This window comes from Epilithonimonas sp., from assembly GCF_032055105.1.
Taxonomy (GTDB): Bacteria; Bacteroidota; Bacteroidia; order Flavobacteriales; family Weeksellaceae; genus Epilithonimonas.
Genome location: NZ_DAMBRK010000022.1, coordinates 1 through 22,987 on the forward strand (window position 1 = coordinate 1; position 22,987 = coordinate 22,987).

Genomic DNA, 22,987 nt, shown 5'->3' on the forward strand with positions numbered 1-22,987 from the left:
ACATCAACCAAAGTTAACACTTTCTATATTTCTCCCCAACTTTTGAGATTGATCCAAGCCTTTTTAATCAAGAATTCAAAGCTCTTTTTTATTAAACTTATGTTTAATTTTTAATTAATTTAACAGTGATAATTAACATATGTTTATCAAAATAGTGTGAACCAATTAATTATATTATCTTTGCCATAATGTATATATAATTGTGAAGCTGCTGGATTCTTGTAATCCAATTGCCATTCGTTTCACTTAGCTATTTTACTGTAATAATGGCTTGCAGTGTTTTATCTCTCAAACTATATGAATGCAATAGCATTGGATTTACCCACGGATTCTTACACAGAGTTCCTTAACCGTTTCAAAACCTCACTCTCATCTCTTTTTCAAAAGGAAAATATAGATCAATTAAGTCTTTCCCGAGGTTTGCCAGCTAATGTTTGGAAGGAGATTTTTAATTTGAAACCATTATCCGTTGCTATTCCAAAAGAATTTGGAGGTAGAGGAGTGAAGGTGAAAGAATGTTTAGGCGTTTTATCTGCAGCCTCTTACGAATCTTTACCATTGTCTTTGACATTTGGGATTAATATTGCACTTTTCCTAGAGCCTTTGGCAAAATATGGTAATGAAATTATAAAAGGAGATATCTTCAAACATTTTTTAGACTACGGTGCAATGGGCGGGTTGATGATTACCGAGCCAGATTACGGAAGTGATGCGCTTAGTATGAGAACTCAGAACGAACTTAAGGATAACAAATACCACATCAAAGGAACAAAACACTGGCAAGGTCTTACAGGTTTAGCCAATTATTGGTTGGTAACTTCAAGAAATATCAATGCTGATGGTAATCTTGCGAGAGATGTAGATTTCTTTATAGCAGATACACACAAACCAGAACAAAATATTGAAGTTCAGGAATATTATGACAATGCAGGTTTATATATGATTCCTTACGGTCTTAATAAACTTGATATCAAAGTTCCTCAAGAAAACAAACTGATTCCAGAATCTACAGGTCTTAAACTGATGCTGGATTTGCTTCACAGAAGTAGATTACAATTTCCGGGAATGGGAATGGGATTCTTGAAAAGAATGATGGAGGAAGCAATGACGCAGTGTAAAGAAAGAATTGTTGGAGCTTCTAACTTATTCTCTTTGGATCAGGTTCAATATCAATTGGCAAAATTACAGTCATTTTTTACGCTTTCTTCTGCAATGTGTGCAAAAAGTACATTAATTAGTGGAATTGATAAAGATGTTTCTGCTAGTGGAGTACACGCCAATAGTATGAAAGCTTTTGTGACAGATATGATGCAGGAAGCTGCTCAGATTTTGGTGCAATTGTCTGGAGCCAAAGGTTACAGATTGAGCCATATTGGCGGAAGAGGAATTATGGATAGCCGTCCTTTCCAGATTTTTGAAGGGTCTAATGAGATGCTTTATACTCAGATTTCTGAAGGAATCTTGAAAGATATGAAGAAGAAGAAAACAGAAAATCTAGCGGATTATCTTGCTATTAATGAGATTACTAAAGAGGCTGCTAAGTTATACCAAAAAGAATTGGACTTTACAATCAGTGGTCCGCTTTCTCAAAGGAAAATGATTGACTTGGGTAAAATTATTTCAAGAATTGTGACTGTAAATGATTTGACAGATCTTAATAATGCAGGCTTCAATCAAGAGTTGACAGATAACTCTATAGAGATTGTAAGACAAGAGATTGTGACGCTTGTAGCATCTTTCAATCATCATAAGAATATAAGCGCACTATGCGACACAAGCGAAAAAAGTGATTGGATGGACTTTTTCTAGTCATATCCCAATACCATAGATAAAGACGATGCCTCTAATTTTTAGGGGCATTTTCTATGTCTCACATATTTGTCGTATATTTGCACTATAATTTCTAAACGGTTTTCTGTATCTGCTGATGCAACGTTTTCTTTTGTTTTGTGTTCTCGGCCTTGGTTAATGTTTTTATTGGCGACACAATCTCTCTGAATAGTAGAAACAGAATAACTTTTTAATCTTATTAGGAATCGATTTTCAAATTCCATTAATGAAGATTTATTCTGAATTCATTTAATTCAATTTCAGAAAATTAATTTAAAATAACAACCAATAATTTATGGCAGATTCTTTCTCAAAAAAAGAAAACTTCAAGAAAAAACTTCAAAAACAAAAAGACAAAGCACTTCGTCGTGAAGAACGAAAAACTAATAACGACAAAGGAAAAGAAACCGAGTTTATGTATGTTGACGCATACGGAAGATTAACTTCTACACCACCAGAAGAAAGAGTAGAGGTTGATTTGGACGATATCCAGTTAGGAGCAGCTCCTGTGGAAGCAGAATCTCCTATTAAAACAGGAATTGTAACTTTTTTAAGTGATAAAGGTTACGGTTTTATTACGGAAAATAAAACTAATGAAAATGTCTTTTTCCATAGTAACAACTGTGCAGTACCGGTAAAAAAAGGAAACAAAGTATCTTTCGAAAAAGAAAGATCTCCAAAAGGTTTTTCAGCAATCAATATCGAACTAGTAAAGTAATAAATAAAAGTTAATCATTCTTTGGATAATCTTTTATACACTAATTATAATATTCAACCGGGTTTATCCCGGTTTTTTTATGCCCAATTAATAAGGACTATTTTTTTATTTAAAACCTTATTTTAAATACGGAACATTCGTATATTTGCTCTACGCTTTAGGGGTATTCTGAAAAGAATTGAGAGAGTCCCTTTGAACCTGATACGGCTTACACCGACGTAGGGAAAAGCAGGAATGTATCTTTTGATGTTTTCTTTCTTATTCTATTTGTTTTCCTAAAGCTTATTTTAAATTAAAATTAAATGGAAAACAACCTTTGGAATTACATTCAATCTGTAAAAAAACAATCACCACTTGTTCATAATATCACCAATTTCGTGGTAATGAATAACACCGCCAATGCGCTTTTGGCAGTCGGAGCTTCACCGATTATGGCTCACGCAAAATCTGAAATCAAAGAAATGGTTGCCATTTCGAATGCTGTCGTTATCAATATCGGAACACTCGATGAATATTGGTCTGAATCAATGTTGATTGCTGCAGAAGAAGCTCATAGACTCAATAAAACTTGGATTCTTGACCCAGTCGGAGCAGGCGCAACTTCTTTCAGAGATGAGGTTTTGGCAAAACTTTTACAATTCAAACCAACCGTTATCAGAGGAAATGCTTCGGAAATCATCGCTTTAGCCAAAGCCAATAAAACGATTACAAAAGGAGTCGACAGTACAGCAGAAAGTAACGAAGCTATTTCGGCAGCTCAAAGTCTTGTTGAAAACTATCAATCTGTAGTCTGTATTTCGGGCGCAACGGATATTATTATTGATGACAAAGAAACTTATTTTGTTGAAAACGGACATCCGTTAATGACCAAAGTAACAGGTTTAGGGTGTTCTGCTTCAGCAATTGTCGGAGCTTTTGCAACGATTTCTGAGAATAAAACCGAATCCACAGTTGCTTCAATGTCGCTTTTAGGAATTGCCGGAGAATTGTCTGAAAAGATTTCAAACGGTCCGGGAAGTCTTCAAATGAATATTTTAGACAAGCTTTACAATATTTCTGAACAGGAATTTTCCGAAAATGTAAAAGTTTCTAAGAAATGAGTTTAATAAAATCATTTCCTTATCAATTGTATCTTGTAATTTCCGAAGCAGATTGCAAAGGACGAAACTTTCTAGAAGTTGCCGAACAATCAATTTTAGGTGGAGTAGATATCATCCAATTACGTGAGAAAAATTCTTCTGACCAAGTTTTCCTTGAAAAAGCTATTCGTTTAAAAGAAATCACCGATAAATATGGAATTCCTTTAATCATTAATGATAATACTTTCGTAGCCAAAGAAGTCGATGCTTTTGGAATTCACGTTGGGAATAGTGATACTCAGCCAACGGTTTTGAGAGAAAATTCATTTCAAAATAAAATGATTGGCTATTCCATTGAGTATTTGGAGCAACTTGAAAATGAGGAAACGATTGTTTCGGATTATTTGGGAATTAGTCCGGTTTTCAGGACAGATACTAAAACCGATACGGTTACAGAATGGGGATTGGAAGGTTTAATGAAAATCAGAAAACTGACAGAAAAACCATTGGTTGCCATCGGAAATATTCACTTAAAAAATGCCAGAGCTGTGATGGATGTAGGAGCGGATTGCATCGCAGTAGTTTCAGAAATATGCAGTGCTGAAAATCCTCAAAAGGCAGCTTTTAATTTAAAAAACGAAATCAATAAATGAAACGCCAAACGGAAAACATTTTTTCTATGGAAAACAAAGATAGGCGTTCCATCTGACCTTAATAAAAAATAAAATTGACAGATGACACAATACAAATATCCATCAGTTCTCGCTATTGCCGGTTTTGACGGAAGTGGAGGCGCAGGAATTCAGGCTGATATAAAAACGATTTCAGCTTTGGGATGTTATGCAACTTCAGTTTTGACGGCTTTACCTGTACAGAATACGATGGGCGTTCGAAATATTTTTCCGATTCCTGTTCAGGCAGTTTCAGAACAGATAGAATCTATTTTAGATGATATTTTTCCTGACGCAATCAAAATCGGAATGGTTCACACGCCAGAATTGGTTGAAACCATTGTGGAAACTTTAGCCAAATATAAAAAAGTACCGATTGTCTTTGACCCGGTAATGGTAGCAACAAGCGGACATCGGCTGATTGAAGAAGAAACCATCCAGACGATTATCGAAAAACTTTTCCCGATTTCAGATATCATCACTCCGAATATGGATGAAGCTGCAATTTTAGCCAATATGGAAGTGAAAACTTTAGACGATATGAAAATTGCCGGAGAAAAAATCAAAAAGTTAGGTTGTAAGCATATTTTACTGAAAGGCGGACATCAAACCACTGAAAAGATTACATCTCTATTTTATAGTGATAATGATGATTTTCAAACTTTCGAATCTTTAAAATTAAATACAAAAAATACCCACGGTTCAGGTTGTACATTGTCATCAGCGATTGCTTCTTTCATTGCTCAAGGAAAATCTATTGATGAAGCGGTTGCTTTTGCACAAAACTATGTTTCAGAAGCTATTCTTGAAGGAAGCAACGTCCAAACCGGAAAAGGAAATGGTCCTTTGAATCACTTTTTTAATCCTCAAAAACTTATCAAGAATGAATTGGTCTGAAAACGCCTGGAAATTAATAGAGAATATTTATAAAGACATCATTGAAATGCCTTTTATTAAGGAATTATCAGTTGGAACTTTAGACAAAGAAAAATTCCAGTTTTACATTGCTCAGGATTCTTTGTATCTGGAACATTTTGGAAGAACTTTGGCAATGATTGGAAGCAAAGCATACGATATAGAAGATGCTTTGGCTTATATGAGATTTGCCGAAAATGCAATCGTTGTGGAAAATGCTTTGCACGAATCTTATTTTAAAGAATTTGAAATTTCAGACAAAAGGATTTTACAGCCTGTTTGTCATCATTACATTCATTTTTTGAGAAGTACAGCCGCTTTTGAACCTGTTGAAGTGGCTTTAGCAGCTACTTTACCTTGTTTTTGGATTTATAAGGAAGTCGGAAATTACATTCTGAATCTTGATAAAACTTCAGAAAATCCTTATCAAAGCTGGATAGAAACGTACGGCGGAGAAGATTTTGCCGTTGCTGTTAAAACTGCCATCGAAATTTGCAACAAAGCCGCTGAAAACACAACTCCAGAAATAATAACCAGAATGAATGAAGCTTTTATCACTGCTTCCAAACTGGAGTTTCAATTTTGGCAGGCTGCTTATGATTTGAAAAACTGGTAGTAATTCAAAAAAATTAAACCTTCAAGATTTAGATATGGAAATTAAAATGTGATTAAAATTTCAATATCCTCAAACTTTGGCACAGTTTAATTTTTTTTAACATAATAAAATAGCGAATTGCCATTATATCGCCTTATATTTGTAAATCAATCTAGTTTCTTCTAAAACATAAATTGTTTACAAAATATGTTTGCCTCCAGATTATCAGTTTTTTTGTGTTTCCTTCTTACCTTTTCTATTTGTAATTGGAGATGGGCGCAGTCGAGTTTGCAAACAGTTTGTGTTGCAAATATTAAAGGTCAGGATAATCTCAAAATAAAAGGTAAAAAGTATTTTAATCTTAAAGCTGTTCAGTATAGATCAAAAACTAGTTCGCAATATTACACAAATACAACAACTTCTTATTTTTCAGAAAAATATATTCATGCTTTTGTTGAAACTGTAAAAATTAACAGTCGCATTATCTCAAAAGCGCTGTTTTGTGCTATAAAATCCTACCTCCACCTTCTTCAGTTATTCTAAATCAAGCGATTACATCCAGATTATTTTTCGTCAAGTTTTAGTAATAAAAATTCTATAATGAATACAAAAAGTTTCATACAGTGCATTATTGCATTCGTATGCGTAGTTTCTTGTGGTAAAAATGCCCAGAATAAAAATAAAGATAACAAAGAAGTGCCTGTTTTTGAGGTCAAGCAAAAAGATACATTAGTCAGCAATCAGTTTGTAACGGATATTCAGGCTAAAAGAAATGTCGAAATTCGTTCGAGAATAGATGGCATTGTCGACCATATTTATGTCAATGAAGGTCAGTTTGTGAAAAGAGGGCAGGCTTTATTTAAAATCAATGATGCCGAATTACAAATGGAGCTTCTGAAAGCCAATGCAACCATTAAGCAGACTCAGGCCGATATGCGTATTGCTGAAGTCGAATTAAAACAGATTGAAAGTCTTCACGCCAAAAAATTCGTTGCCAATAACGAATTGGAATTGGTTAAAGCTAAACTATCTTCGGCCAGAGCAAAACACGCTTTCGCAGATGCCGAGAAAAAAACGGTGTTGCAGAAAATTAGTTTTACAACCGTTACCGCACCTTTTGATGGAGTGATTGACATTATTCCTCACAAAGACGGAAGTTTGGTTAACAACGGAACTTTACTCACAACTTTGTCTCAGCTCGATGAGGTTTTTGCGTATTTCTCTATTCCTGAAAATCAGTATTTTGAATTATTAGCGAATGACAAATTAGGAAAACATCAGAAAATTGAATTGACGCTTCCTAACGGAATGGCGTATCAATTTAACGGTGTTTTAAAATCCGCGGAAAGTGAAATCGACAGAGCAACAGGTTCCATCCGTTACAAAGTTTTATTTCCAAATCCGAATCGTTTAATCAAACACGGAACTTCCGGAAAACTCACGATTTCTGAAGTTCAGAATAATGCCATGCTGATTCCTCAGAAAGCAACATTCTCGATTCAGGATAAAACCTATATTTTCAAGGTAGACAAGAACAATAAAGTAAAGATGACCAACATTGAGGTTGGAACAGCTTTAAAGGATTCTTACCTCGTGGAAAAAGGTCTCAAAAAGGGAGATTTGATTATTTATGAAGGCACTCAGTCTTTGAAAGATGGCGACGAAATCAAAATCAAAAACAGACTTTAATTCTTAAATAATCAATTATGGTAGAGATGTTTATAAAACGAAAGGTTCTTTCGTTGGTGATTTCCATTGTCTTTGTTTTGGTAGGAATTATGGCGTTGACGAAGATGCCGATTACCCAATTTCCAGATATTGTTCCTCCTTCTGTAACGGTAACAGCAAAATATACAGGAGCCAATGCCGAAGTTTCTGCAGATGCGGTCGCTTTGCCTTTGGAACGAGCAATCAACGGTGTTCCGGGAATGACGTATATGTCAACAGTGACTTCCAATGACGGTTTGACTTTGATTCAGGTGTTTTTTGAAGTGGGTACAGATCCAGATTTGGCGGCGGTAAATGTTCAGAACAGAGTCACTACAATTCTCGATGAATTGCCCGAAGAAGTAATCAGAGCTGGAGTTACCACGGAAAAAGAGGTGAACAGTATGTTGATGTATCTCAACATTACAAGTACAGACCCAAGTCAGGATGAGCAATTTATTTACAACTTTACAGACATCAATGTTCTTCAGGAACTGAAACGTCTGGATGGAGTTGGCCGTGCTGAAATTATGGGTCAGAAAGAATATTCGATGCGTGTCTGGCTCGATCCTCAGAAAATGGCGGTGTACAATATTTCTGCGGATGAAGTGGTGAATTCTCTTCAGAAGCAGAATATTTCCGCAGCTCCTGGAAAAGTGGGTGAATCTTCTGGTAAAAAAGCAGGTCAGTTGCAATATGTTGTTAAATATAAAGGTAAATTTTTTGAGCCTAAACAATACGAAGAAATCCCAATCAGAGCCGATGAAGAAGGAACAATTTTAAAACTGAAAGATATTGCCAAAGTAGAATTCGGTGCAATGACGTATGGAATGGTTTCCAAAACAGACGGAAGACCTTCCGCATCGATTATGATGAAACAGCGACCGGGATCCAATGCTTCGGAAGTGATTCAGAATGTGAAAGATAAAATGGCGGAACTTAAAGAGAATTCTTTCCCTCCCGGAATGGATTACAATATGGCGTACGACGTTTCGAGATTCCTCGATGCTTCAATAAGTGCGGTGTTAAAAACTTTGGTGGAAGCATTTATTCTCGTGGCGATTGTAGTATTCCTATTTCTTCAGGATTGGCGTTCGACATTAATTCCTGTTTTGGCGGTTCCTGTGGCATTGGTCGGAACTTTTGCTTTTATGGATATGCTGGATTTTTCCGTGAATTTATTAACGCTTTTTGCCTTGGTTTTAGCTATTGGAATTGTTGTCGATAACGCAATTGTCGTCGTAGAGGCAGTTCACGTAAAAATGGAGGAAGGTTATGCACCTTACCAAGCTACGGTGATTGCGACAAAAGAAATTGCAGGTGCAGTTGTTGCGATTACTTTGGTAATGTCGGCAGTGTTTCTTCCGGTTGCGTTTTTGGACGGTCCAGTCGGTGTTTTTTACAGACAGTTTTCATTAACCTTGGCAATTAGTATTGTGATTTCGGGAATCAATGCATTAACGCTGACTCCGGCTTTATGTGCTTTAATTTTAAAACCTCACAACCACGATAAAAAGAAAGGAATTATTGATAAATTCTTCAATAAGTTTAATATTTTCCTTGAAAAAGTCACCAACGGATATGTAAAAGTTTTGTCAAAATTTGCAACCCGAACCATCGTAACTTTTGGATTCTTGTTTTTATTTATTTTTCTGATTGGTTTGACTTCAAAATTTCTTCCGTCAGGATTTATTCCAATGGAAGACCAGGGAATGGCATATGTAAGTGTTACAACTCCTCAAGGTGCGACGGTTGAGCGAACCGAAAAGGTTTTAGATGAAATTACAACGATTGCCAAAAAAATCGATGGTGTAGAAAACGTAACGACTTTGGCGGGGTACAGCGTGGTGACAGAAATTGCCGGTTCGTCCTATGGAATGGCGATGATTAACCTGAAAGACTGGAGCGAAAGAGATCAATCTATCCAAGATTTCATCAAAGAATTAACTGAAAAAACAAAAGGAATCTCTGATGCAGAAATTGAAGTTTTTGCACCGCCTACAGTTCCCGGGTTTGGTAATGCGAGTGGTTTTGAACTTCGTCTTCTCGACAAAACGGGCGGAAGTATTGAAAATATGGATACAGTCACGAAAGATTTTGTCAAAAAACTGAATGAAACACCCGAATTGAAAAACAGTTTTACGAGTTTTGATGCCACTTTCCCGCAATATATGATCAATATTGATTATGATATGGCGTCGAAAAAAGGAATCTCGGTGGATAATGCAATGTCGACGTTGCAGACGATGTTGGGTTCATATTACGCAACGAATTTTATCAGATTTAGGCAAATGTATAAAGTGATGGTACAGGCAAGTCCGGAATTTCGCGAAACTCCTGAAAGCATTCTGAATTTATATTTAAAAAATGATAAAGGTGAAATGGTTCCTTTCTCCACTTTTATTACGATCGAAAGAGTTTACGGACCGGAAGTTTTAACCCGATACAATATGTATATGTCTGCAATGATCAACGGTGAAGCTTCTGAAAGTTACAGTTCCGGAGATGCGATTGAGGCGGTTGAAAAAATTGCCAAAGAAAGCCTCCCAAAAGGTTTTGAAATCGAATGGTCTGGAATGACAAGAGAGGAAATTCTGTCGGGAAATCAGACGTTTTATATTTTTATTGTCTGTCTGGTTTTTGTGTATCTTTTATTGGCGGCTCAATATGAAAGTTTCCTTTTACCCATGCCGGTTTTACTGAGTTTACCAACCGGGATTTTCGGTTCGTATATCGCCTTGCTGGTTTGCGGGTTGGATAACAATATTTACGCACAGGTTGCCTTGGTCATGTTGATTGGATTATTGGCTAAAAATGCCATTCTGATTGTAGAATTTGCCGTTGCCAGTCACAAAGAAGGAAATGACATTATTCCTGCAGCGATTGAAGGTGCAAAACAACGTCTCCGTCCGATTTTGATGACTTCATTTGCATTTATTGCAGGATTGATTCCGTTGTGTATTGCTTCGGGTGCAGGAGCCATCGGAAACCGTTCAATTGGAACCGCAGCCGCAGGTGGAATGTTTATCGGAACCGTTTTCGGACTGATTATTATTCCGGGATTATACATTTTTTTCGCAACCCTTGAAAATAGAAAAAAGAATGAAACGAAATAAATTAAGACTCGTAGTTTGGAGCGTAGCCGCATTGACATTAACATCTTGCGCTGTCCCAAAAGTAACCGCCTTAAAAGAAGTAAAAGAACCGCCTGAATTACAAACCTCGGAAAAAAACAATCCAAACAGTGGAGATTTTACCGGAATTGATTTGAATACCTATTTCACAGACCAGAATCTTCTGAAACTTTTTGAACAGGTGAATCAAGCAAATCCAGACTTTAAAATCGCCCAGCAACGTGTTGAAATGGCAAACAGTTTTCTGAAACGTTCAAAAACAGAACTCCTTCCGTCTCTGGATGTAGGAGCGATTGTTTCAGGCGACCGTTACGGAAAATATACGATGGAAGGCGTGGGAAATTACGATACCAATCTTTCTCAGAATATCAATGATCAGCAAAAAATCAACACAACTTTTACGCCGAATTACTGGATGGGCGCGAGAAGCAGCTGGGAAATTGATGCATGGGGAAAGCTGAAAAATAAAAAGCTGTCGGCTCAGAACAAATTTCTGGCTTCGGAAGAAGGTTTAAAACTCCTTCAAATCGATTTGTTTACGGATATTGCCAACTTGTATTATGATCTGATTGCTTTAGACAAACGTCTGAAAATTTATCAGGACAACTACAATTTGCAGAAACGAGCTTTTGAAATCATTAAAGCACAGCGGGAAGTAGGGAAGGTGACCGAACTTGCTGTTCAGCAGTTTAAAGCTCAAAATAATAATTGGTTGGCAGAAATCGAACACATTAAAGTTGAAATCGTAACTGTAAAACAGGCGATCGCAACATTGACCGGAGTTTACGGCGGAGAAATCGACAGAAGTCCGACACTTTTACCGACGAATTTCGAAATGTTGAATAAAAATATCAACGTTGATACGGTTATTCATTCACGACCGGATGTGGTTTCCAATTATTATTCTTTACAAGCTTCACACGCCGATGCAAAAGCAGCGAGAGCAGCATTTTATCCAAAAATTGATTTGCGAGCGACTTTCGGATTGAATTCTTTTTCTGTGGAAACGATTTTCAAACCTGCTTCTTTGGCGGGACAGCTTTTGGGAGGACTGATGGTTCCTGTTTTCAATAAAGGACAGCTGAAATACGAGTTCAATATTGCCAACAGCGAGCAGGAAATTGCATTTTTGAATTATCAGAAAAGTGTAACCGGAGCCTTCAATGAACTACAATCTATTTTAAAACAGACCAATATATTTCATCGGGTTTTAGATTTAAAAGAAGAAGAAGTGAAGTTTCTCGACAAAGGAATTGAGGTTTCCAATGATTTGTACATCACGGGTTATGCCAATTATTTTGAATTGATCAATGCCCAGAAAAGCAAACTTCAGGCTGAATTGGATTTGCTTAAATTCCAGCATGAGAATACGAGGAATAATGTGTTGTTGTTTAAAGCTTTGGGAGGAAAATTGAATTAGAAATGCGCTAAATTTTTCACTATAAAAGAAAAGCTGTTTCAATTTTGAAACAGCTTTTTTATTAATCAATTCAAATTCCTGTACTCATTCGGGGTCAGCCCAACTTTCTGCTTAAAAAGTCTAGTAAAATGCTGAGGATATTTAAATCCTAATCCATAAGCAATTTCACTAATTGATTTTTTATTGTCAAAAATCCTTTCTTTCGCAATATCAATCAGCTTTAGCTGAATATATTCCTGAGCAGAAATTCCCGTTTCTTTTTTAATTAAATCTCCAAAATAATTGGCCGATAAATTCAGTTCCTCCGCAAAAAAATTAACGGAAGGCAAACCGATATTCTGTGGTTTATCAGAAACAAAATAAGTATTGAGAAGCTCTTCAAACCTTTGTAAAATTCCTTTGTTGATGTGCTCTCTCGTGATAAATTGTCTGTCGTAAAAACGGGCAGCATAATTCAGGAAAAGCTGAAGTTGTGAGATAACCAGTGTTTTGCTGTGTTTATCGAGATTTTGTTTTAGTTCGTTTTCAATTGTATCAAACATATTCACCACCATTTCTAGTTCTTTTTCGGAAAGATGCAGAGCTTCGTTTGAAGCATAAGAGAAAAAACTGTAGTCATTTAAAATCGTGCTCAAAGCCGTTCCTTTCAGGAAATCCGCATGAAAAACAATGACTTTTCCTTTAGGTTTTATATTGGGTAAATATTTTTCAACCGTCAAAATCTGTCCGGGAGCCACAAAAACCAGGCTTTCTTCCTGATAATCGTAAGATTCTTTCCCGTAACGCAGATCTCCACACTTCGTTTCTTTCAGAAAAACACAGAAAAATCCGAAGTTGTAGGTCGCCGAATTCAAAGGTTTCAGATCATCATAATCCATCACATTAATGAGTGGATGAAGCGTAGTTGCACCACGAAGAAAACTGTATTCACCAACGCTTTTAAGGATGTTTATGTTCATTTTCGATGAATTTTAAACTACAAATTTATCTAAAAAATACCGCTCAGAAGCATCTGAATCGCCAATTCAGTAATAATGGTAAGAGAATCCGTAATTGATATTGGTTTTCGGTGTTTTTGAAGAATAATTTGGGCGTATCCCTTTGCTTTTTTGCCAGAAGTTTTTGTCTATCAAAAGAACATTTCAACAAGGCAAAAATGCAAGCGGGTCGGGCTATCCGCTATATCTTTTTTGTCATTGCGAACGAAGTGAAGCAATCTCTATAACTATTTAGCAATCGCAATAACAAAAAAGGATGTCGCTACTATCCCTTACGCAACAATTCGACTGCAAATTTTCAGAAGTTTCATCAGTAAAAATGGTAAGCAAAGCAGTAATTCATATAACAAATCCTTTCTTGAATCATCGGACATTTGTACTGTGAAAATTAGGTGATTTGATAATTCTACTTTTTACATTCTACTTTATACAAAAAAAATATGAAAACAAGAACTTTAGGACAAAACTTAGAAGTATCCGAATTAGGATTGGGTTGTATGGGACTCACTTTCGGTTATGGTCCTGCAACTAACGAAAAAGATGCAATTGATTTGATTCAAAAAGCGTACGATTTAGGCATTACATTATTCGATACAGCGGAAGCTTACAGTCAAGGAGGAAATGAAACTTTGCTAGGAAAAGCTGTAAAACCTTTTAGAGACAAAATTGTAATTGCTACAAAATTTGGTTTCCTTGACGGAGATGCTTCAAAAGGTGTTGACAGTCGCCCAGAAAGAATCAGGACGGTGGTTGAAAATTCATTAAAATATCTGGAGACCGACGTTATCGATTTGTTGTATCAACACAGAGTTGACCCGAATGTTGCTATGGAAGATGTTGCAGGAACCGTGAAAGATTTGATTGCTGAAGGAAAAGTAAAACATTTCGGAATGAGCGAAGCTGGTGTTGAAAGCATCACAAAAGCGCACGCCGTTTTGCCTGTAACAGCTCTTCAAAGTGAATATTCGATGTTTTGGCGCGAACCTGAAAATGAAATTTTACCCTTATTGGAAGAATTAAATATCGGTTTCGTCCCGTTCAGTCCGCTGGGAAAAGGATTTTTGACGGGAGCAATTACTGATAAAACAAAATTTGACGATAATGATTTCAGAAATGTTGTTCCACGATTTTCAGAAGAAAACAGAAAGGCAAATCAGGAGTTGGTAGATTTGGTAAAAGCAGTTGCAATCGAAAATAATGCGACTTCTGCACAGGTTGCTTTGAGTTGGTTATTAGCTCAAAAATCATATATCGCTCCGATTCCTGGAACGACAAAAATTCATCGTTTGGAAGAAAATATTGGCGCAGTGAATGTTCATTTGAATGAAGACGAATTAAACAGAATCGATTTGGCTTTAAAACAAATTCAGATTGTTGGCGAGCGTTATCCTGCTTCTTTACAGGCGAGAGTAGGGAAATAATTTAAAATAAATTTAATAATGAAAAATACAGCAATCCTTTTATTTTCAATGTTTTCAATCTTTGGGTTTTCTCAAAATAAATCGGATGATCGACTTCAAATCATCGAAGATAAATTAGCCATCAAAAATGTAGTGGATGTTTTCTCAAACCTTGCTGATACGAAAGAAATCGACAAGCAGGTTTTGCTTTTTACCGAAGATGGAGTCGTGCAGTCTTACAACAACGGACAAGTTTCGTCCAATCTAAAAGGAAGAAAAGAACTGAAAGACAGATTTTCCGCTTTTCTGGATAATTTCCAAACGGTTTATCATCAAAATGGGCAACAAACAATTGATGAATTGACCTCAAATTCAGCAAAAGCAACTTCATATTGCCTTATCATTCTGGTCGGAAAACAAAACGGAAAACAATTAAAAACAACACTTTACACTATTTACAAAGACGAGTTTGTAAAACAAAACGAAACTTGGCTGATTCATAAAAGAATATCCAATTTCGTACGAACGGAAGTGGAAGAAGTTTTTCCCATCGGTGGATAATTTTAAAATTAACAATGAAAAAAGTACTGATAATCGGCGCTTCGGGAAGTTTGGCGCAATATGTAATCGAAGCTTCCAAAAATTTAGAAAATATAGAACTTACTTTATTTTTAAGAAACAAAACCAGAATTTCTACGGAACTTTCAGACGGTTGTAAAATCATCGAAGGCGACGCTTTGAATTTTAATGATATAAAAAATGCCGTTGCCAATCAGGATATTGTGTACGTAAATCTTGAAGGAAATCTCGAGTTGATGTCCAAAAATATCGTAAAAGCAATGCAGGAAGAAGGTGTGAAAAGAATCATCGCCATCAGTTCAATCGGGATTTATGACCAACCTTTAAAACCAGTTTTGGTGCCTTACAGAAAATTGGCAGATGTGATTGAAAATTCTGGTCTAGATTACACCATTTTAAGACCAGATTGGTTCACGAATGCTGATGAAATCGATTATTCTGTGACGATAAAAGGTCTTCCTGAAACGGGTTCTGCAATTTCCCGAAAAAGTATTGCTGACTTTATTTCGAAATTATTTATTTACCCGAATTTGTATGTGAATGAGAATTTGGGAATTAGTAAGCCTTGATGAAAATGAGGCTGCCCTTTTGAGACAGCCTCTTCATTTTATTTATTACAGATAGATTACTTCTTCAAATCCAATTCCATCTGAATATTCGCACGTTTATAAGGAGTCGGCCGACCCGAAATTTTCACAAATCCCAATTTATAATACAGATTAATAGCTGGTTTCAGAATCGTATTACTTTCCAGATACAATTTTGAAGCTCCCAATTCCTTCGCCGAATTGATAATTGCCTGTCCCAAAAGCCAGCCGATATTTTTACCTTGAACTTTTGGAGAAACTGCCATTTTTGCCATTTCAAAATCGTAATCTTTGTCGTTCATTTTTATCAAAGCACAAACGCCCAAAGGTTCGTTTTTGTAGAGTGCGACAAGAATTTTTCCGCCTTTGTCGAGGATATATTCCTGTGGATTGTCCAGAGATTTATAATCCGTTTCTTCCATTTCAAAGTAATTCGAAATCCATTCTTCATTCAAATCCCTAAAAGCCGATTGATATTTTGGTTCATATTCCACGATTTCAATATCTTTACTTTCACGCAGTTTTTTCTGTTCCTGAACACGTTTTAGTAATGACTTTTGCTCCAACAAAAATTCCCATTCTGCAACCGCTTCCCAAAGATTGTAAGTGGATTCTGCTAGAAGATTTTCTACCGCTAAATCAATATCAACGCATTGTTCCTGCAACATTTTTTCGGCTAAAACTTTTCCTTCGTCAGTTAATCCGACAACATTTCTGCGTTTGTCGCTGGATTTCAATTTGTCATTTACCAAACCCACTTTCGTCATTTCCTTGATTATTTTGGTGACAGAAGGTTGAGAATGACCAATTTCCTTGGCTATTTCCGTAATCGTATTTTCCTCAGTTTCTGAAAGCACAAAGAAAACAGGAAACCATTTTGGAGAGAATTTCTCGTCATTGTACATTTCATAAATCTTCGTTGCATCATCCGTAAATCGGCTTGTCAACAAACGCAATCTGCTTCCCAAAGCCATTTTCCCTGTTTTTTCAAATATATTCATAATTAATTACATAACTGATTATACAAATGTAAAAATTTTAATTAAAAGCAAGAATTATTTTATTCTAAAATTTAAAATCATATAAAACCTATTTTTTGAAATCAGTAAAAATGGTAAGCAATTCCGTAATCAATATAATAAAAATCTGACCGAATGGACAGAACTTTGTTTAATATTAAAAAGTATCAAAATGAAATATTTTTTAACAATAATTCTTTTTGTGTTCGGGCAATTTGCGTTCGCACAAAAGACAAAAAATCAAAATAAAATGAAAACAAACATTCCTAAAATAAGCGATTTTCCGACAGGCGAAGAAAACACGGGTTTTGCTCAATATTTTACAGGTAAATCCTATTTGGCACCATTGACAAACAATAAAGATTTAAATGTTCCACTTTCTAATGTCACTTTCGAGCCGGGTTGCAGAAACAATTGGCACAGTCACACTGGCGGACAATTGTTGATTGTCATTGGTGGCGAAGGTTTATATCAGGAAAGAGGAAAACCTGCCCGTCATCTGAAAGCGGGCGATATCGTAGAAATTGCTCCGAATGTTGAGCATTGGCACGGTGCGACTGCAACGAGTTGGTTTTCGCATTTAGCAACGAACGGTAATCCTCAAACCAATCAGAATACTTGGCTGAAAGCGGTTTCAGATGAAGTGTATAAAGAAGCTAATCTTCAAATTAAGCCTTAATGAAATTTAAAATTTTCACTTTATTATTTACCACATTCACATTAGTTATGAATGCTCAAAACCAGCAAAATCTTGATAAAAAACAATCGAGTCTTGTTTCAATTTCTTCATTAACAGCAGTCGGAAATCTGGAAGATTTAAAATTAGAATTAAATAAAGCCTTAGATTCTGGTTTGACGATTAATGAAATCAAAGAAGCTTTGGTTCAACTGTACGCTTATTGTGGTTTTCCAAGAAGTTTGAATGCAATTAATACTTTTAAAACAGTTTTAGATGAAAGAAAATCCAAAGGGATTAATGACATCGAAGGCAAAAAAATCATCGTCGAAAATAATATTGATGATAAATATGAGCAAGGCAGAAAAACTTTAGAAACACTTTCAAAAACACCACAATCGAAACCCGCAAAAGGTTTTGGAGAATTTGCTCCCCGAATTGATACTTTTCTCAAAGAACATTTATTTGCCGATATTTTTGTGAGTGATGTTCTGACATATCAGCAAAGAGAATTGGTTACGATTTCAGCTTTAGCTTCTTTAAGTGGTGTTGAATCTCAACTTCAATCTCATATTAATATTGGAAAAAATACTGGAATTACGGATAATCAATTGGAGCAATTAGCGAATTTGATACAAGAATCTGTCAGTAAAACTCAAGCCAATACAGTTCGGAAAATCATTGGAAAACCACTTGTTCCGATTATCCAAAATGATATGATGATTCGTATCTCGGAAATCGAAATTATTCCTGAATTTTTAGAAGAATACAAATCGATTTTGAAAGAAGAGTCTTCGGCTTCAGTGAAATTGGAGAAAGGTGTAATTGCTATATTCCCAATGTTTCAGCAGAAAAATCCGACTCAAATCAGAATTGTTGAAATGTATGCGGATAAAGAAGCATATCAGTTCCATCTTCAAACGCCACATTTTCAACACTACAAAACATCGACTTTGAATATGGTAAAATCTCTGGAATTGATTGATATGACTGCAATTGATTCGGAAACAATGCAGGAAATTTTTAAAAAATTAAAATAAATAATAGACTTAATAAAAATGAGTACAAAACAAATAAAAGCTTACGGAACAGCTTCGGCTGAAACACCTTTGAACGAAATGGTAATCGACAGAAGAGTAGTGCAGGCGCACGATGTGGAATTTGAAGTTCTGTATTGTGGGATTTGCCATTCGGATTTACATCAAATCAAAAATGACTTCGGCGGAACGCTTTTTCCGATTGTTCCCGGACACGAGATTGTAGGACGAGTGACTGCTGTTGGCGACCACGTTAAGAATTTTAAAATTGGAGATTTAGCAGGAGTTGGTTGTATCGTTGACAGTTGCGGACACTGCGAATATTGCGAAGACGGAATTGAACAATTCTGTGATGAAGGCGTGACTTTTTCTTTCAATAGTGCAGATAAAATTTCGGGAGGTCATACTTTCGGAGGATTTTCTAAAACTTATGTTTGTAATGAAAAATACGTTTTGAAAATGCCTGCTTTTGAAGATTTGGCTTCAGCAGCGCCTTTACTTTGTGCGGGAATTACGGTTTATTCTCCTTTGAAACATTGGGGAGCCGGTCCAGGCAAAAAAATAGGAGTTTTGGGAATCGGCGGATTGGGACATATGGCGATTAAAATTGCAAAAGCAATGGGTGCTGAGGTTGTGGTTTTCACGACTTCTCCAAGCAAAGTTGAAGATGCGAAAAGATTAGGCGCAGACGAAGCTGTTTTATCTTCTGATGCAGAAGCAATGGCAAAATATTCTCGTCAGTTACATTTTATCATCGATACGGTTTCTGCAAAACACGATGTGAATGTTTATCTTAATCTGCTTCGTCACGATGGAACAGTTGTTTTGGTTGGATTACCGCCGGAACCATTGGAAATTGGTGCTTTCAATGTGGTAAGTGGACGACGAAGTTTTGCAGGTTCTAATATTGGAGGAATTGCTGAAACTCAAGAAATGTTGGATTTCTGTTTTGAACATAACATTACAGCAGAAAGTGAAATTATCCCAATTGATTATGTCAACACCGCTTTTGAACGTCTGGAAAAAGGCGATGTGAAGTATCGATTCGTGATTGATATGGCGAGTTTGCAGAATTAAAATAAGTAAATCTGAAATACAAGAAGTGGTGAGAAATTCTCATCACTTTTTTTGTTTTTAGAGAGGAATTCAACTCAAGATTATTTTTTATACATTTGCGCCAATCTGGTGAGCTGTAAAAAGCACTTAATAGGGAATCCGGTGAAAATCCGGAGCAGACCCGCTGCTGTAAGCTTCAAACAAAGGTTTTTGAAAATTATATCCACTGTTTTTTTGATGGGAAGGATTTCAAAAATGAAGTAAGTCAGAAGACCTGCCAGAATGTTTTAATAATTGACGCTTTCGTGGAATAAAGCTTAGTCAACATTGATTATGTACAGCCCAAGTTGTACCTTGTCATTGCTTTCTTATATCCATTAGCGTCATCATTATTCGATATGAGCTAATGGTGACACGATTTACTTTTCGGATTTATAAAACTGCTGTTGCGATATTGGCGACAGCTTCTTCGCTTTGTTTTTCCCAGTCAAGAAAAGATTCGGTTAAGGAAACGGAGATTCAAAAAGTCAATGTTTATAAAAAGAATTTCAAAGAGATTCTTCCGGCTCAGACACTCTCCGGCGAACAATTAGAAAGATTAAATAGTCAATCTGTTGCAGATGCATTGCGCTATTTCTCAGGTGTTCAAATCAAAGATTACGGAGGATTTGGCGGGCTTAAAACCATCAATATCCGGAGTATGGGAAGTCAGCACGTTGGAGTTTTCTATGATGGAATTGAATTAGGAAATGCGCAAAACGGTGTGGTTGATTTAGGCAAATTTTCTTTGGATGATATTGAAGAAATCTCGTTATACAATGGTCAGAAATCAGAGATTTTCCAACCTGCGAAAGATTTTGGTTCATCAGGTTCGATTTATCTTCAACCTAAAACGCCGAGTTTTAAATTTAATAAAAAAACAAATCTCGTTTTAAGACTTAAAAATAGTTCAATTGATTTATTCAATCCGTCTTTCCGATTGGAACAGACGATTTCAGACAAAGTTTCGGCGAGTTTCAGTTCTGAGTTTTTGCAGAGTGACGGTGTTTACAAATACCATTACAAAAGAAAATTTCTGGATGGTTCTATTGCTTATGATACGATTGCAAAACGTTTTGACGGCGATGTAAAAACCAAACGATTCGAAACCGGAATCTACGGAAAACTGAATAATGGAGATTGGAACATCCGTGTTTATGGTTTCCTTTCTGACAGAGGAATTCCCGCACCAATTGTTAAAAATAGATTTGACGGACGAGGACAAAGGTTGAAAGATGAAAACTACTTTATACAAGCAAGTATCAAAAAGAAATTATTCCCGAAATTAGAATCACAGCTCAAAGCCAAATTTGCGTACGATTACACTTATTTTGCTGATACAGTTAAGTTGCAGACAGCTTATCCTGTAGAAAATACCTATATCCAGAGAGAAGTTTATGTTTCTTCTTCCAACCTCTATTCTTTAACAAAAAATTGGGATGTAAGTCTGAGTGGAGACTTTCAATTTAATAATCTGGATGCGAGTTTGGTGAATTTTTCTTATCCAACAAGGTATACATCTTTGGTCGCATTAGCATCAACTTATCGATTCAGAAACTTGAAATTTCTAGGAAGTCTCTTGGGGACATTTGTTCACGAAACTGTAGAAAAAAATACGAAAGCTCCAGACAAGTCCGAATGGACACCAGCTTTGTTTATGAGTTATCAGCCTTTTGGTTCAGACGACTTTACAATTCGAGCATTCTACAAAAAGATGTTTAGGATGCCGACTTTCAACGATTTGTATTATACGAGAATCGGTTATTCTTTCCTCAAGCCAGAATTTACTGATCAATATGATGTTGGACTGACCTATCAGAAAGTTTATAAGAATCAGATATTCAAATCATTTTATATCAAAGCTGATGGTTATTTCAACAAAGTTAAAGATAAAATCATTGCCTCGCCAATAGACAGCTTCCGATGGACTATGATGAACCTGGGTGAAGTAGAAATCATTGGAGCGGATGTCAATATTCAGGCAGAATTGGATTTTGGTAAATTAAAGATAAGACCATTATTGAGATACACTTATCAAAGTGCCCGAGATTTTACGGACAGAAACGATACTTACTTCGGAGACCAGATTCCTTATATACCTTGGCATAGCGGAACAATTTCCACAATGCTAGATTGGAAAAATTGGTCTTTGAATTACAGTTTCATCTATGCTGGAGAGCGTTATGATATGAATCAGAATAACATAGCTTACAACAACATTCCGCCTTGGTACACGCACGATTTATCGATTCAGAAAAAAATTGATTGGAAGTCGCATCAGTTCAAAGTCAGTCTGGAAGTCAATAATCTTTTGGATAGATATTATGACGTAGTTCTCAATTATCCAATGCCGGGAAGGAATTTTAAACTCATTATCAACTTCACATTATGAGAAAATTATATTTGTTATTAGTTCTACTGATGTTCATTTTCTCTTGCCGGGGAGACGAATACATCTTTGTCTATTCCGAAGAAGAAACCTTGACACAGTCTGAAAACACAGCAATAAAAGGCTTTTATGTTTTGAATGAAGGTAATATGGGAAGCAACAAAGCAACGCTGGATTTCTTTGATTATACCACAGGAACTTATCACAGAAATATTTATGCAGAAGCCAATCCCAATGTGATAAAAGAATTGGGTGACGTTGGTAATGATATCAAAATCTATGGGAGCAAGATGTACGCTGTTATTAATGTTTCCAATATTATCGAGGTTTTGGATGCTAGAACGACAAAACGTATCAAAACTATTCCGTTGCAAAATTGTCGTTATGTGACTTTCAAAGACGGGAAAGTTTATGCTTCAAGTTACGCAGGTCCGGTTGTTCTTGACCCCAACGCACCACTTGGAAAAATTGCAGAGATTGATACCATTTCCCTTTCCATAAAGCGTGAAGTTATTGTTGGTTATCAACCAGAAGAAATGACGATTGTAGGAAATAATCTTTACGTTGCCAATTCAGGAGGTTATCGTTTTCCAAATTATGACAAAACGGTTTCAGTTGTTGATTTAAATACATTTACTGAGACTAAGAAAATCGATGTTGCGATTAATCTTCATCATATTGCAAAAGACGATGACGGCGATTTGTATGTGAGTTCCAGAGGTGATTATTATACAATTCCTTCGAGTTTGTTTTTGGTCGATTCAAAAACGGGAACTGTGAAAAAGGACTTTGGAAGTGCTGTCAGCGAAATGACGATTGTGAATGGCAAACTCTATTATTACGGCAACGAGTTCAACTACAACACACATTCCTACACCAAATCTTTCGGAATCATTGATGTCAAAACCGAGCAAATCATTTCCAACAAAATCATCGACCAAGAATATGTTGACGCCATAAAAACACCTTACGGAATCGCTATTAATCCAATTACAGAAGATATTTATATGACCGATGCTCGGAATTATGTTTCAACAGGATTCGTCTATTGCTTTGATAAAAATGGAAAATTCAAATGGAAAACCGAAGGCGGGAATATCCCTGCGCACTTTGTTTTTCTCTATAAATAAATTGATAT

19 protein-coding genes and 2 riboswitches are annotated in these 22,987 nt (G+C 36.0%); of the genes, 17 read left to right on the plus strand and 2 right to left on the minus strand.

The genetic code is table 11. The features are described from left to right. The first annotated feature begins 297 nt into the window (after positions 1-297). The 9 genes from RTY06_RS14905 (at position 298) to RTY06_RS14945 (ending at position 12,069) form a co-directional block, all read left to right on the plus strand. On the plus strand, positions 298-1,809 hold the full coding sequence (locus RTY06_RS14905) for an acyl-CoA dehydrogenase family protein (RefSeq protein WP_312825766.1): 1,512 nt from the start codon (positions 298-300) through the stop codon (positions 1,807-1,809). A 316-nt stretch (positions 1,810-2,125) separates the two neighbouring features. After that, a complete protein-coding gene (locus RTY06_RS14910; protein ID WP_116036030.1) occupies positions 2,126-2,548 on the plus strand; it encodes a cold-shock protein in 423 nt (140 codons plus the stop codon). Between the two features lie 149 nt (positions 2,549-2,697). Further along, a riboswitch (TPP riboswitch) is annotated at positions 2,698-2,790 on the plus strand. A gap of 60 nt (positions 2,791-2,850) precedes the next feature. After that, entirely contained in the window at positions 2,851-3,648 is a 798-nt protein-coding gene (thiM, locus tag RTY06_RS14915; RefSeq protein ID WP_312825767.1) for a hydroxyethylthiazole kinase, read from the plus strand. Next, positions 3,645-4,280 (plus strand): thiamine phosphate synthase, encoded by a 636-nt coding sequence (gene thiE, locus RTY06_RS14920; RefSeq protein WP_312825768.1) that lies wholly within the window; start codon positions 3,645-3,647, stop codon positions 4,278-4,280. The genes thiM and thiE overlap by 4 nt, the downstream gene beginning before the upstream one ends. A gap of 81 nt (positions 4,281-4,361) precedes the next feature. Next, on the plus strand, positions 4,362-5,195 hold the full coding sequence (gene thiD / locus RTY06_RS14925; protein WP_312825769.1) for a bifunctional hydroxymethylpyrimidine kinase/phosphomethylpyrimidine kinase: 834 nt from the start codon (positions 4,362-4,364) through the stop codon (positions 5,193-5,195). Continuing rightward, positions 5,182-5,829, plus strand: coding sequence for a thiaminase II (tenA, locus tag RTY06_RS14930; RefSeq protein WP_312825770.1), 648 nt, complete (start codon positions 5,182-5,184; stop codon positions 5,827-5,829). Before thiD ends, tenA begins: the two co-directional genes overlap by 14 nt. A gap of 579 nt (positions 5,830-6,408) precedes the next feature. Next, a complete protein-coding gene (locus tag RTY06_RS14935) occupies positions 6,409-7,497 on the plus strand; it encodes an efflux RND transporter periplasmic adaptor subunit (RefSeq protein WP_312825771.1) in 1,089 nt (362 codons plus the stop codon). 17 nt (positions 7,498-7,514) lie between these two features. Continuing rightward, entirely contained in the window at positions 7,515-10,631 is a 3,117-nt protein-coding gene (locus RTY06_RS14940; RefSeq protein WP_312825772.1) for an efflux RND transporter permease subunit, read from the plus strand. Then, positions 10,618-12,069 (plus strand): efflux transporter outer membrane subunit, encoded by a 1,452-nt coding sequence (locus RTY06_RS14945; protein ID WP_312825773.1) that lies wholly within the window; start codon positions 10,618-10,620, stop codon positions 12,067-12,069. Before RTY06_RS14940 ends, RTY06_RS14945 begins: the two co-directional genes overlap by 14 nt. Before the next feature lie 65 nt (positions 12,070-12,134). On the opposite strand, the gene RTY06_RS14950 is transcribed toward RTY06_RS14945, so the two are convergent. Then, positions 12,135-13,028 (minus strand): AraC family transcriptional regulator, encoded by an 894-nt coding sequence (locus RTY06_RS14950; protein WP_312825774.1) that lies wholly within the window; start codon positions 13,026-13,028, stop codon positions 12,135-12,137. A gap of 479 nt (positions 13,029-13,507) precedes the next feature. On the opposite strand from RTY06_RS14950, the gene RTY06_RS14955 reads away from it, so the two are divergent. The 3 genes from RTY06_RS14955 to RTY06_RS14965 are packed head-to-tail and all read left to right on the plus strand — an operon-like array spanning position 13,508 to position 15,615. Next, on the plus strand, positions 13,508-14,488 hold the full coding sequence (locus RTY06_RS14955; protein WP_312825775.1) for an aldo/keto reductase: 981 nt from the start codon (positions 13,508-13,510) through the stop codon (positions 14,486-14,488). An 18-nt stretch (positions 14,489-14,506) separates the two neighbouring features. Continuing rightward, positions 14,507-15,028, plus strand: coding sequence for a nuclear transport factor 2 family protein (locus RTY06_RS14960; protein WP_312825776.1), 522 nt, complete (start codon positions 14,507-14,509; stop codon positions 15,026-15,028). 14 nt (positions 15,029-15,042) lie between these two features. Next, positions 15,043-15,615: an NAD(P)H-binding protein gene (locus RTY06_RS14965; protein WP_312825777.1), complete on the plus strand. Its 573-nt coding sequence runs from the start codon at positions 15,043-15,045 to the stop codon at positions 15,613-15,615. A gap of 56 nt (positions 15,616-15,671) precedes the next feature. Here the strand turns inward: RTY06_RS14965 and RTY06_RS14970 are convergent, their stop codons facing one another. Continuing rightward, entirely contained in the window at positions 15,672-16,634 is a 963-nt protein-coding gene (locus RTY06_RS14970) for a bifunctional helix-turn-helix transcriptional regulator/GNAT family N-acetyltransferase (RefSeq protein ID WP_312825778.1), read from the minus strand. A gap of 268 nt (positions 16,635-16,902) precedes the next feature. Here RTY06_RS14970 and RTY06_RS14975 point away from each other — a divergent pair, with 268 nt between their 5' ends. The 5 genes from RTY06_RS14975 to RTY06_RS14995 all read left to right on the plus strand — a co-directional run bounded on the left by RTY06_RS14975 (position 16,903) and on the right by RTY06_RS14995 (position 22,979). Next, positions 16,903-17,331, plus strand: a complete 429-nt coding sequence (locus RTY06_RS14975) for a cupin domain-containing protein (RefSeq protein ID WP_312825779.1) — start codon at positions 16,903-16,905, stop codon at positions 17,329-17,331. Then, a complete protein-coding gene (locus tag RTY06_RS14980) occupies positions 17,331-18,368 on the plus strand; it encodes a carboxymuconolactone decarboxylase family protein (protein ID WP_312825780.1) in 1,038 nt (345 codons plus the stop codon). Before RTY06_RS14975 ends, RTY06_RS14980 begins: the two co-directional genes overlap by 1 nt. Positions 18,369-18,386: 18 nt before the next feature. After that, on the plus strand, positions 18,387-19,442 hold the full coding sequence (locus tag RTY06_RS14985; RefSeq protein WP_312825781.1) for an NAD(P)-dependent alcohol dehydrogenase: 1,056 nt from the start codon (positions 18,387-18,389) through the stop codon (positions 19,440-19,442). An 89-nt stretch (positions 19,443-19,531) separates the two neighbouring features. Beyond that, positions 19,532-19,718, plus strand: a riboswitch (cobalamin riboswitch). Positions 19,719-19,827: 109 nt separating this feature from the next. Beyond that, complete coding sequence (locus RTY06_RS14990) at positions 19,828-21,852, plus strand: TonB-dependent receptor plug domain-containing protein (RefSeq protein WP_312825782.1); 2,025 nt, start codon at positions 19,828-19,830, stop codon at positions 21,850-21,852. After that, positions 21,849-22,979 carry a DUF5074 domain-containing protein gene (locus RTY06_RS14995; protein WP_312825783.1) on the plus strand — a complete coding sequence of 377 codons (1,131 nt, stop codon included), beginning with the start codon at positions 21,849-21,851 and terminating at the stop codon, positions 22,977-22,979. The genes RTY06_RS14990 and RTY06_RS14995 overlap by 4 nt, the downstream gene beginning before the upstream one ends. Positions 22,980-22,987: the final 8 nt, after the last annotated feature.